At 42.6% G+C, this 13,181-nt stretch carries 9 protein-coding genes; 8 read left to right on the top strand and 1 reads right to left on the bottom strand.

Features of this window, described 5'->3' with window-relative positions:
- Nucleotides 1–99: 99 nt before the first annotated feature.
- Nucleotides 100–2,385 carry a glycosyltransferase family 2 protein gene (locus AAFH98_RS03555; protein WP_342521299.1) on the bottom strand — a complete coding sequence of 762 codons (2,286 nt, stop codon included), beginning with the start codon at nucleotides 2,383–2,385 and terminating at the stop codon, nucleotides 100–102.
- 208 nt (nucleotides 2,386–2,593) lie between these two features.
- Here AAFH98_RS03555 and AAFH98_RS03550 point away from each other — a divergent pair, with 208 nt between their 5' ends.
- From AAFH98_RS03550 to AAFH98_RS03515, 8 genes are all read left to right on the top strand, one after another.
- Nucleotides 2,594–3,007, top strand: coding sequence for a hypothetical protein (locus tag AAFH98_RS03550; RefSeq protein WP_342521298.1), 414 nt, complete (start codon nucleotides 2,594–2,596; stop codon nucleotides 3,005–3,007).
- 164 nt (nucleotides 3,008–3,171) lie between these two features.
- Nucleotides 3,172–4,458 carry an efflux RND transporter periplasmic adaptor subunit gene (locus tag AAFH98_RS03545; RefSeq protein ID WP_342521297.1) on the top strand — a complete coding sequence of 429 codons (1,287 nt, stop codon included), beginning with the start codon at nucleotides 3,172–3,174 and terminating at the stop codon, nucleotides 4,456–4,458.
- An 89-nt stretch (nucleotides 4,459–4,547) separates the two neighbouring features.
- Nucleotides 4,548–5,237 (top strand): ABC transporter ATP-binding protein, encoded by a 690-nt coding sequence (locus tag AAFH98_RS03540; protein ID WP_342521296.1) that lies wholly within the window; start codon nucleotides 4,548–4,550, stop codon nucleotides 5,235–5,237.
- A gap of 61 nt (nucleotides 5,238–5,298) precedes the next feature.
- Nucleotides 5,299–7,704 (top strand): ABC transporter permease, encoded by a 2,406-nt coding sequence (locus AAFH98_RS03535; protein WP_342521295.1) that lies wholly within the window; start codon nucleotides 5,299–5,301, stop codon nucleotides 7,702–7,704.
- Nucleotides 7,705–7,802: 98 nt separating this feature from the next.
- Nucleotides 7,803–8,825, top strand: a complete 1,023-nt coding sequence (locus tag AAFH98_RS03530; RefSeq protein WP_342521294.1) for a serine hydrolase domain-containing protein — start codon at nucleotides 7,803–7,805, stop codon at nucleotides 8,823–8,825.
- 121 nt (nucleotides 8,826–8,946) lie between these two features.
- Complete coding sequence (locus AAFH98_RS03525; protein WP_342521293.1) at nucleotides 8,947–11,400, top strand: ABC transporter permease; 2,454 nt, start codon at nucleotides 8,947–8,949, stop codon at nucleotides 11,398–11,400.
- A gap of 106 nt (nucleotides 11,401–11,506) precedes the next feature.
- Nucleotides 11,507–12,130 carry a sterol desaturase family protein gene (locus tag AAFH98_RS03520; protein WP_342521292.1) on the top strand — a complete coding sequence of 208 codons (624 nt, stop codon included), beginning with the start codon at nucleotides 11,507–11,509 and terminating at the stop codon, nucleotides 12,128–12,130.
- A 67-nt stretch (nucleotides 12,131–12,197) separates the two neighbouring features.
- Nucleotides 12,198–13,064 (top strand): DUF72 domain-containing protein, encoded by an 867-nt coding sequence (locus AAFH98_RS03515; RefSeq protein ID WP_342521291.1) that lies wholly within the window; start codon nucleotides 12,198–12,200, stop codon nucleotides 13,062–13,064.
- Nucleotides 13,065–13,181: the final 117 nt, after the last annotated feature.

The raw sequence follows: 13,181 nt of genomic DNA, 5'->3' as shown, positions 1-13,181 counted from the left end.
TAGGCGTCTCTCTTGATGAATAGTGGAGGCCCTGCTTTGATCGGTAGGGCCTTTCTTTTTTTAAGCCCGTCGTGTTTATTTTAGGATGTGACCTGTTGCCTACAACGTAAATCCGAAAGCATCTTTTTCTTCATTAGCAAATTCAAAAGGATTGATTTGTTCAGCCAAATCATAAAATGATTGTGCCTCCTCTTTGTTTCCACTGAACTTGTGGATGTCTCCCGCCAGTTTGTATAGCATCGGGTTGGCCGGGGCGTGTTCCATAAGTGTTTTAAGTCGGGGGATAGCCTGATCTAAATCTTTATTTTCAACAAGTATCGCCAGGCGATACAGGTCGGCCCGCAGTGATTCGTTTTGTTGTTTAAGCCGGTTGAGATAATGAGTGCATCGCGAATAAATATTTCGCTCAAAGTAGAAGTGAACCAATTGATAGATAAGTGGAGCGGGGATATCAATATTATCAAGCCGGTCTTCCAAGCGACGCATGATTTCCCGTTCGCCCATCACCATAAACAAGTGTACAAGCTTGCAAAGAACGTCGTCGTCGTGTTGGGAGTTTAAGATCTCAGTCTTTATTTCATCAGTAAAAAGACGGTTAAATTGGTCCTGTATTTTTTGTTCGGGAAACAGCGGGTTAACAATATCATCCAAAGCCAAAAGTTGGTCAAAAGTACTGAGCGACTTCAATTCATCCTCAGAAAAGACTTCGATATCCCACTTTTCATTGAAGTATGAAACATTTTTCCAGTATTGCTCACTTTCGGTATCCAGATCCAGGGCAAAAGTAGTAGTTCCAAAGTGATGTTTGATTTCTATATGGGGGGCAATACCTACTTTAAAATCCTTGGCCCGGGCTTGGAAGCAGAGGTCAATATCCTCAAAAAAAGCGAGTTGAAACGTTTCATCCATTTTAAGGCCGGCATCGGTGCGTACCATCATGCAAAAGCTGTCTAGATACTCGGCACGGATCAGATCGGGAGCGGATTCTTCTATATTTTTAGCAGCTTGGTCCGGATTAAGGGTTTTATTGGTAGTGGGACCAACGACGGCAAATTCCGGGTTCTCATCCATTAAGGAACTGAGCTTGCCAATCGCATCATCCACAAACTCGATATCGTTATGGATGATGCATGCATATTTGCCATTTGTTTTTTCAAGCGCTTGATTAACGGAGGCTGCAAATCCAGCATTCTTTTTATTGGTGATAACCTTACAGTTTAAAAAGTTTTTTTCCCGTAGTTCATCCAAATAATCGTGTGTGTTGTCCAGGCTTGCATTGTCAACGACAATCAGTTCAAGGTTAGCGGTAGCGCAGTGTTTTGAAAGTGAAAGGAGGCAGTGTTCTAGGGCCGGCTTGCCATAGGTGGTAGTGGGCACAATGACGCTTATTTTTATATCCTCATCTTCCTCTTCGGTATCAATGGTTTCGGGTTGAGGAGAGGAGGATTTTTTCTGCTGCTGCGATTTTGAGATCTGATGTTTGAGCTCAGAAGCTTCTACAAATCGTCGTTTTTTCTCCAGGATTTCAATTTTAAGATTACTGGCGGCACTATGGCTGGGATTGTTTTGCAGCACTTCTTCAATAAGTTCGAGGGCGGCATTAAAACGTCCATCCTGCTTCATCTGAACGGCTTCGTTAAGCAAGTCATTGTCATAGGATTTTTTCGTTTTGGCAGGAAGGTTTTGCATGGCTTCCAACACAGCCTCCCGCATTGATCCGCCATAATCAGCCCGCCGAAGCAGGGTTAATAATAGCTCTTGCCGAAGGGTGAAATCCGGTTCTGTAGTTTCAAAAAAGCTGCTGGGCGAAAACCAATTTTTGGTTGTTTTTACCGATGGTATATCACCGAGACGTGCTGCCAATTCCAGTCCGTGAAAAGCTGTTAGGTAGGGGTTAAAAAAGTGGTTACCGGGCGAAAGGGCTGATAAGTCCCAAATAAACGATCCATTTTGTGGCCAATTTTTTTGGCTGATAAGCGAAAGCCATTCCTTGTAGTTTGTAGGCAACGTTTGGCCCTGCAGGGCAACGACACTTTTTGTGGATTCTGTTAGTTGCTCAAGACGAAGGCTTAATTGTTCAACATCGATATCCGCAATGGTTTGGGGAGCCCAAAAAAGCCGGCCATTTCGTTGTGAAAGCACTTCATTTAAACTGTTTCCGAGTCCGGCTGGTTTTTTGCGAGCAAAATAAAACGTTTGTTCATGCTGATAATAATCAAGAACCGATTGAGTAACCTCGTCGCTATTGTCGCTTGATCCATCATCAACGATAAAAAGTTCAAGTGGTATGCCCGAGATGTCATAAAGTGAAGTCAGGGTTGACTCAATAACATCCCGATGGTTTTGAACGACAATAGCGACCGTAAGCAGCGGCTTGTTTGGCATAGGGTTACAGTCCAAAAGTGAGTATTAGTTGACTGAAATATACGAGGTGAAAGTAAAAAGCCGAAACACAATCAATTAGATACGTTTGTTAATAAGGTACATTGCAGAGCCCAATAATCCCACAACAGAGTGTATGTAGAGATAACGCGCAATTTTTTTATAATAGCTGTATTGATGATATAAATTTTAGCTAATAGCTCAACTCTATATGAATTTTAAAAAAGTAAAGGTTTGGACAGTAGGATTAGTAATTATTTTTCTTTTTCAAAGTTGTGGATCATTGGAAAATACAGCCGGGGATCGCTCTGTTACTTATGAGTATGGATTTGACAAAATGGTGGAAACGGTTGAACAGGCAATACGAAGTAGTTCATTAAATATAAGTTTTGCCCAGAAGTCGGATGACGGAAACAAATACACCATTGTTTTTAATTCTCAGGTGGCAGTTAATAATCAGTCGGTTCAGCAGGACCAGGGAGAAGTGGTGGTGGAACGTGTTGCAGAGAAACAGACAAAAGTAATAATAACGAATCCCGAATATCACTTTTCGGTACCTTCGCACCAACGCAAAGAATATGACAGGCGATTGAAAAATCGGATTGATGATATTTTGGGAGTGTAGCTGCTAATAGATCGGAAGCAATTCATCCACGGTGTTAAATGGATTTTGTAACAAATGGATGCTCTCCTTCTCTTGAAAAACTTATAGGATTGTATCGGGCGTATGTCGGGATACTGGTAATTGACAGTACAATTTAGGACTTTTGTAAAAAAGGGTGCAGAATAATGCCTAATAGTGGGGAACGCATTTCCAGTGAGGGAATGGACAAAAAAATTGAGAAAAAGAGGTGGGGTGCAAAGCGGTTAGCACTGATCGCTGCGGGTATAGCACTTCTGGCCTTTTTTGTATACAGTTTTGTTTTTTTTGATTCCAGATCTACCCTGAATGTCGAGCGTGAAACATTGAATATCAGTGAGGTTGAAGAGGGAGCTTTCCAGGAGTTTATACAGGTATCTGGTATGGTACAGCCCATTCAAACGATTTACCTGGATGCGGTAGAAGGCGGTGTTGTAAATGAGATATATGAAGAGTCGGGGGCGATGGTACAACAGGGCGATACTATCCTTACACTTTCGAATTCAGATTTGCGGCTGAGCGTTTTGCAGCAGACCTCTGCTATTTATGATCAGATTAATCAAACTCGAAATTCGAGACTTAATATCGAGCAGAATACCCTTAGCCTGCAAGAGCGGTTGGCAGAGGCCAAGAATGCGTTAGAGGTAACGAAAGCAAATTTTGAGCGAGAAAAAGAACTTTTTGAGAAAGATCTTATTGCCGAGCAGAAGTTCCTGGAGATTCGTGAAAATTACGAGTATCAGCAAAAGCGCCACGAGTTGATATATGCATCCTTTAAACAGGATTCTATTAAATCAGATCAGCAGATTCAACAAATTGATCAATCACTGGATCGTATGTGGCGCAACTTGGATGCCGTGCAAAATATACTCGATCGACTGGTGGTAACGGCGCCTATATCGGGCCAGTTGTCTACCATTGAGCTTAATCCCGGGCAGTCGATTTCATCCAGCGAGCGCATTGGACAAGTTGATATTCTGGATAACTATAAGGTGCGTGTAAAGATTGATGAATATCATCTTTCCAGAATTACGCCGGGGCTACAAGGAGTATTTGATTTTAATGGACAGCGCCATCAGTTGGAAATCACCAAAATATACCCGGCAGTGGAAAATGGAGAGTTTAAGGTTGATATGGAATTTACGGATACCATCCCCGGCAATTTACGGCGTGGCCAAACACTTCGGATTCGATTGATGCTGGGTAATTCGGCGGAGGTTTTACAGTTCGAGCGAGGAGGATTTTATCAAAAGACCGGGGGGAATTGGGTGTATAAAATTACAGATGATGGAGATCGGGCGGTGAAGCAGGATATCCAGCTCGGCCGACAGAATCCCAATTATTTTGAAGTACTATCTGGCCTTGAACCCGGGGACAAAGTTATAGTTTCGGGCTACGATACCTTTGGAGATAATGAAGTATTGAATTTGCAATAGGCTGATTACGGAAAACTTAGATGAAAGACAAAAGGCTATTTTATCGTTTGTGACGTATTAAAACTGACCATCAACCAATACAAAAAGCTATGATCAAGACCAATAATCTAAAAAAAGTTTACACGACTGATGAAGTTGAAACTACTGCACTAAACGGCATCGATCTTGAAATAACAGAAGGAGAATTCTGTGCCATCATGGGTCCCTCGGGATGCGGAAAGTCGACGCTGTTGAATATCCTGGGGTTGCTCGATAATCCGACTGAGGGTACGTATCAATTTTTGGATTATGAGGTGTCAGATAAATCAGAGCGAGAGCGGGCACGACTGCGAAAAGGGAACATTGGTTTTGTATTCCAGAGTTTTAACCTGATTGATGAACTTACAGTGTTTGAAAATGTAGAGCTTCCTCTGCTCTATCTGGGAGAGCCGGAACAAAAGCGCAAAGAAAAAGCCGAGGCTGCCCTCGATCGCATGAATATGATGCATCGTCGTAACCATTTTCCTCAACAGCTATCGGGCGGACAGCAGCAGCGCGTGGCTATTGCTCGGGCCGTTGTTGCGGATGCCAAATTACTTCTTGCCGACGAACCTACGGGTAATCTTGATTCTGATCACGGCAACGAAGTTATGCAGCTGTTGGAAGAGCTCAACGAGCAGGGCACGACCATTGTGATGGTAACTCACTCACCCCACGATGCGGGCTACGCTAATCGTACGATTAATCTCTTCGATGGAAAAATTGTAGAGGAGGAGGTCGAAGAAGGATTTCATGTATAGCATTTGAGGGTTCTTTGTTGTCAAGATACGTTTCTTATGGGACGCTAAACTTTCCAGGTATATGTTACTTAACTACATCAAGACGGCGCTGCGTAACCTCAGCCAGCACAAAAGCTACGCGGGTATTAACCTGTTGGGATTATCCGTGGCGATGGCCTGCTGTATTCTCATAGCATTATATGTGCATGAAGAGTTGAGTTTTGACCAGTTTCATAAAAAAGCGGATCGGTTAATTTCAGTAGGGGTGGAAAATGACCAGTGGGGAAGAAGTCGCACTACGCCCTATCCACTGGCTGAGACGATGGTTGAAGAGATACCTGGTATTGAACGGGCAACACGGGTTAGCTACGAAAGTAATCTGTTGCTCAGTGGTGATAAAGAAAACTACGTAAAAATAGACGATGCCAAATACGCTGAACCGGATTTTTTTGAGTTGTTTTCGTTTGGTGTGGTTGAGGGTAATCCCCGGGAAGTGCTGGATAATCCTGATACGATTCTGTTAAGTCGTTCAACGGCGCGAAATGTTTTTGGTTATGCAGATGAGGTGGTTGGCCGACCGGTATACTGGCAAAAACGAGATACGGTTAAAATGCTGCAGGTGGGAGCTGTTGTAGAAGATCCGCCAGTAAATTCCACCATCCAATTTGATATGCTTATATCCTACCAGACAAAGCCGGCCTGGGGGCGAGATATGTCGGCCTGGCGGGCTTTTGCGCACCATACATATGCTTTGCTGTCATCGCCTGAGGTAATAAACACATTGCCTGCACAGTTCAATCAATTAGTAAAAAATCATTATGACATACCTGAGGGAGAAGACCCAAGCCGGTCATTTTTCAGTTTGCAAATAAAGGATTTACATCTTTCTGAGCTTAGTAATAGTTCGGGATTTACAGGAAATAGAACCTATCTGTACCTCTTTGGTTCTATAGCACTTTTTATTTTAAGTATTGCCTGTGTTAACTATATCAATTTAGCGACGGCACGTACCTCCATTCGTGCCAAAGAGATAGGGGTTCGAAAAACGTTGGGAGCGGTCCGTCCACAGTTGGTAGCACAGTTTTTGGGAGAGTCGGTTTTGCTTAGTTTTAGTTCATTTATAATTGGCGGAATTATTTCGGTAGTGACTCTTCCCTATTTTAATCAGATGTTTGGCACTAATTTGAATTGGCAGGTCAATATAACTTTTTTGCTGGGATTACTTTTAGCCTCTATTGTAGTAGGAGTGTTGGCTGGAATGTATCCCGCCCTGTATCTTTCGAAATTTGCTCCGGTTTCAGTATTACAAAATAAGAGTAAGAAGGGAAGTTCAGGGTCGTGGCTTAGGCAAACTCTGGTAGTTATTCAGTTTGCACTGGCAACGAGTCTTATTGTCAGTGCATTTATTGTGTATCAGCAGTTGCAATATACCCAGGAGAAGGATCTGGGCTTTGAGGGTGAGCAGGTTGTATCAGTTAGTTTGCCCAGTAGTGCAGCGTGGGATAACCGAGAAAACCTGAAGGATCGATTGCGTCAGCATCCTTCTGTACAGGACGCATCAGTGGTAAGCAGTATGCCCGGTGGGTATGCTGTCAGGATAGGATATAGGCCAGAAAGGATTTCATCCCAGGCTAAAACAGATTCTGATCAAACCATTATGTTTGCCCCTTCAGTAGTTGATTATAAATTTTTGGAATTGTTGGATATTGATTTAGTAGCCGGTCGCTTCTTTTCGCGGGATTTATCATCAGACCGTACGCAGGCATATATTTTCAATGAAAAGGGGGCTGAAGAGTTGGGCTGGACGCCAGAAGAAGCTGTTGGTAAAACAGTTACCTTTAGAGAAGAGGGAGAAATTATCGGGGTTGTTGAAAATTTTCATATCAGATCGTTAAAGGAAGAGATAGAACCGGTTACCCTGCAACTTTTTGAACCTTCATCATGGAGCTCGGGAGGGAATTTGTTGGCGCGCTTATCGCCGGATCATATTACAGAGGGGTTAGAGATAATTGAGTCAGAAATGGAGAAGTATGCCGCAAATTGGCCATTTGAATACGAGTTTTTAGATGAGAAATTTGATGCAATGTATCGCACCGAGTTTAGGTTGGGACGCATTGTTATCTTGTTTACCATTGTTGCCATCATTATTGCTTGTATGGGATTGTACGGGCTTTCAGCATTTGCTGCAGAACGCCGTACAAAAGAGATTGGTATTAGAAAGGTATTAGGTGCTAATGTATCGGGGATAGTAACGTTGTTGAGTAAAGATTTTCTAAAATTAGTACTAACAGGATTTATTCTTGCCGTACCGGTAACATGGTATGTGATGAATAAATGGTTGCAAAATTTTGCCTACCGTATCGACATTGAATACACTGTATTTTTGCTTGCCGGAATAATAGCAATAATTATTGCCTTGGTAACGGTAAGTTGGCAGGCGATTAGGGTTGCTTCTGCTAATCCCATAGAAAGTTTACGGAGTGAATAGTACCTATCTTAGAAAGGTGAATAGGGATTGGCGGGGAACGATCTCATCCAATCAGGACTTAAAAAAGATATGCTGTCTTTGAATAAAAGTTGATCGTTATGATTGCTCGATTACTAAGCCTTATGTTGGTTTTTGCCCTTTTATTGGGCATGCCGTCACGATCAGATGGAGATACTCCTGCAGATTCTTTGTCGCTTGATCAAATCCATGATAACGTATCTGCCATTCCATCTGTAACCAGTTTATTAATTCAAAAGGATGGACAGGCTTTGGCAGAATATTATTTTGATGGACTTCGTAATGGGGAAACGACGAACATCAAATCAGCAGCGAAAAGCATTATCTCGCTACTTGTAGGTATTGCCGTAGATAAAGGATATATCGAGGATGTTGAGCAATCTATTCGCCCCTATTTTAAGGATTACTTTGAAGCCAATCCGGATTCAGTCAAAGAGTCGATAACGATTAAAGATCTACTGACGATGCGATCGGGGTTGGAAACAACCAGCTTCCATAACTATGGGCGTTGGGTGGTTAGTGACAATTGGGTTGAATTTGCATTGGACCAGCCACTGGAGAAAGAGCCGGGCGGTGACATGGCGTATAGTACGGGTACTTCTCATTTGCTGTCGGTTATTCTTACAAAAGCCACGGAAATGACAACAAAAGCATTTGCTGAAAAATACCTGTTTAGACCGATGAACATTGAGGTTGGAGGCTGGGATCGGGATCCACAGGGATATTATATGGGTGGTAACAATATGGCACTGAAACCGCAGGGTATGATCAAGATTGGACAAATGATGTTGAATAAAGGTCGATATAACGGTCAGCAAATTATTTCTGAAAAGTGGGTGGTTGATTCTTTTAAGACATATACTCGAAGCAATTATAATCCGTACAATTATGGATATATGTGGTGGAATAAGCTCGTAGGGAAAGAAAAGGTCTATTTTGCATGGGGCTTTGGCGGGCAGTATATCTTTATAATTCCCGATTTAGATGCGGTTGTAGTTCTCACGGGTGCACTACAAAATGCTACGCAGTCGCGTTCTTATAAAGAACCAGTATTCGAGCTGTTAAGAGAAGATATTATCCCATATCTGACACAGTATAAATAGTGTTGTGTTAGATTGTTTTAATCCGGGTGTTAATTTTGTAACAAAGTTATCTTCTGGTGCTCTTCTACTCTCATCGTTGGTAAACGTTAGATACAATTAGGGTACTATAACACCAGGTTTTATGATCAAGAATTATTTAAAGGTTGCGCTTCGTAATTTGAGCAAGCGCAAAATTTTTACATTGATTAATGTATTAGGTCTTGCAATCGGTATTGCCAGTTGTCTGCTTATTGCTGCTTACGTACTTACTGAGCTTAGTTATGATCAGTTTCATGAGGAGTCAGAACACATCTACCGTGTTGCACAGAAAACAGAGACCTCATCTAAGTCGGAGACCAGTGCTACTACCCCTTTCCCTGTAGCCCCTACCTTAGAAAATGATTATCCCGGTCAGGTTGAGAAGACTGTTCGCTTTTTTGATATGCAAGAGGAGGTGCGAACCATCCAAAATGCGGAAACGGAGGATTCGTACCGAGTTAATCATTTTTATGTGGTGGATTCTACATTCTTTGATGTCTTCTCGGCCGATCTCGTCCGCGGAAACTCACAAACGGTACTTGATGATCCGATGTCGGCCGTTATTACCGAAGAGCAGGCACGTCGCTTTTTTGGGGATGAAAATCCTATCGGCAAACAACTTACCTTTAAAGGGGTTGAGGATTTTACGGTTACCGGCGTAATGGAAGCCTTGCCTCAAACCTCTCACTTTCAGGTTGATATGTTAGTATCCATGAACAGTCTGCCAGAGCTGTATGGATCCCGGGCATTTATGGAGCGATGGTTTTGGAATCCCTGCTGGACGTATGTGAAGCTGAACGATGAGGTATCTCCACAAGAGCTGGAAGCCCAGCTCCCCGAATTTGTGGATAAAAATTATGCCAATCGTGAGGAGGGCGAAACAATATCACTGCAGTTGCAGGCGCTAACTGATATCCATTTGTATTCCAATTTGGATCAGGAGATGGAAGCCAATGGATCTATTTTTTATGTCTATCTTTTTTCAGTGGTAGCAGGACTTATTTTGGTGATTGCTGCAATTAACTTTATGAACCTGAGCACAGCGCGTTCTACCGAACGAGCACGCGAAGTGGGTATGCGCAAAGTATTGGGAGCGCAACGGAAACAGTTGCTGGGACAGTTCATGGGAGAGTCGGCACTGGTAACAGGTTTGGGATTTCTGTTAGCACTGTTCTTGGTTTATCTGTCACTGCCCTGGGTAAATAGCTTGCTGGGGATGTCATTAAGTCTAAACCTATTGGGCAGTACGCAAGTAGTCATCGGATTACTGCTGTTATTTGCGACGATAACCATTCTGTCTGGCTTGTACCCGGCGCTGTATTTATCGGGATTTAACCCCAGGGCAATTATGCACGGGTCAAAGGGTACACAAAGTAGTGCCAATGAGAAGGGGCTTCGAAAGGGCTTGGTGATCTTTCAGTTTGCCCTTTCTGTGATGTTAATTATTGGGACGATTATTGTGTACTTGCAGCTCCAGCATCTGCAAAGCAAAGAATTGGGGTTTGATAAAGAACAGGTGGTTATAATGCCGATTACGCAAACGTTAATTGCATGGGAGTTTGATCAATTTAAAGAGCAGGCATTGCAGAGTCCTCATATAAATGATGTGACGGGGATGAGTAAAATTTTGGGATCCGATCGGCAGTTTTTTTCAAAATATTCACCGGCTAATCAGCCCGATGCACCCCCCACGAATATGACACTGCATGTTAAACACGATTTTTTGGAAACCTACGGCATTAAGTTGTTGGCCGGCCGAAGTTTTTCGCGCGATCACCCTTCTGATGCGGACAATGCTATTTTAATTAATAAGGCTATGTTAAATCAGATTGGGGCCGAAACTCCTCGTGATGGTCTGGGAAAACAGTTTTATTATACTACGGCCGAGGATGAGCGTACCCCTTTCCAGGTTATTGGGGTGGTCGAGGATTTCAATTACACCTCTATAAAAAAAGAAATTTCGCCACTGGTTATAAACTTGGTAGAGGGCGAACGTCCCACGGTGCGAAATATAGAATTTGCTACGGTAAAATTGGCGGGTGGAAGTACGAACGTAGGAATTGACGATCTGCGAAGTGTCTGGAAAGAAGTAAACCACATTGATCCGTTCACGTATTTTTTCCAGGGTGAGAAGCTGCAGGAGATCTATGAATCCGAATCACAAATGAGCAGTGTGGCAAGCCTGTTTTCGTTGCTGTGTATTTTTGTGGCCTGTCTGGGACTTTTTGGCTTGGCATCATATACTGCATCGCGGAGGACCAAAGAAATTGGCATTCGCAAAACATTGGGTGCTACTATACCCAGTATTGTGGCATTATTGTCAAAGGATTATATAAAGTTGATTGTAATATCGAATATTATCGCGTGGCCCGTAATTTATTATTTGGCTATGCAGTGGCTTCAAGACTTTCCATATCGTATTGATTTGGGATGGAATATAGCCAGTGTCTTTATCATGGTTACAATCATCACAATGGGTATTGGTTTGTTGACGGTTAGTTATCAGTCAATTCGCGCCGCGCTGCAAAATCCGGTAAATAGTATCCAGCAGGAATAACATGCAGTCGTTGGAACTCTTTATGCCATAACGAGGTATAGCATTTATGGTTAAAAAGAGGTACAATTATTTATTGATGCCACCTTAATAAAGGAGAGAGTACATTATGAAAGAGAAGACCATAAAAAACGAAGGCCAAGGAACTATTTTTGATAATCCGGTATTGGAATTGATGACCAAAGCCCCTGCCCCGGTCTCTGCTACGATCTATATCAGTATTGTAGTAGCATTTCTCTATGTGGGATTTATTCGTGAAGTGGCCTCATCGCTGGCAGTAATTATAGTAGTTTATATAGGAGCGATGTTTTTTTGGACATTTTTTGAATACTTTTTTCACCGATATATCAATCATTTGGATGAGTATTTTCCTGAGTCGGAATGGGCGCACACCATCGCACATACGCTACACGGCATCCATCATGAATATCCACGCGATAAAGAGCGTCTGATGATGCCTCCTATCCCGGGATTGATTATCGTGGGGCTGCTCTATCTTGGGTTTTCACTGGTATTGGGTGAGTGGGTGTATCTTTTTATGCCGGGATTTATGACCGGATACCTTATTTACTCATCAATGCATATTGCTGTGCATAAGCGAAAAGTACCAAAAGTGCTTAAAACCCAGTATCGACACCATGCCTTGCATCATTATAAATATCCCGATAAGGCATTTGGAGTTTCTACCACGCTTTGGGATCGTGTTTTTGGAACCATGCCGCCGGAAAATTAAATTGGCAGAACGGTTTATACCGACGTATTGTTGGTAGAATATGTGAGAACACATAATTAATAACGGCATGGGTATCAGAAAATATCATCTTGGATGTACCGGATGGAGCCTGAAAGAATGGACTGGCAACTTTTTTACAGACGATGCCAAGCCGGATGATTTTTTAAAGCAGTATTCGTCTGTTTTTAATGCGGTTGAGGGAAATACGACTTTTTATAATGTGCCGACAAAAGAGACCCTTAAAAAATGGCAGCGTGCCACTCCCGACGGTTTTAAGTTTTGCTTTAAATTCCACCGTTCCATTACCCACGAAAAGCGTCTTGACGTTGAAGAAGATGAGTTGCTCCAATTTATAGATACATTTGATCCCATTGCCGATCGTTTGGGACCGTTTCATATCCAGTTGCCACCCAATTTTTCTCCCGATGAGTTCGGGCGATTAGAAAAAGTGGTCAGCCTGTTACCCAGCTCCTATCGTTATGCCGTAGAGGTTCGTCATCCCGATTTTTTTAATCATGGGCGGCAAGAACACCGGTTAAATCGGTTGCTGAAAAGCTATAGTATGGACCGTGTTATTTTTGATACGCGTAAACTATATGGAATGAATTCCAACGAATCATCAGTGTTAGAGGCAAAAAAGAAAAAGCCCAAAGTGCCCGTCCGATTTGATAATACAGCAGCACGACCGTTTGTGCGTTTTGTAGGATCAAATGATCCTGTTGCAAATGAGCCTTATTTAAAGGAATGGGCGATTGTGGTGGCTGATTGGATCAGGGATGGTTTACATCCTTACTTCTTCCCACATACTCCGGATAAAGTAAGTCAGCCTCAAATAGCTCGGAAATTTCACCAGCTGCTTTCCGATTTGGTGGAATTAGATCCTATGCCCGCTTGGCCCATCGAGCGGCAAAGCCAACAGATGAATTTATTTTAGGAATGGAACGCGGAGCATTGCGACCAGATGGAAATATAGATTTAGAAACACAGGATTTAACCCTGTGTTTATCCGTATCATCTGCGTAATCTGTGTTCTTTGGAAAAAGTGATAAAT

The organism is Fodinibius sp. Rm-B-1B1-1, from assembly GCF_038594945.1.
GTDB lineage: Bacteria > Bacteroidota > Rhodothermia > Balneolales > Balneolaceae > Fodinibius > Fodinibius alkaliphilus.
This window is presented reverse-complemented; position numbering and strand designations above follow the sequence as displayed.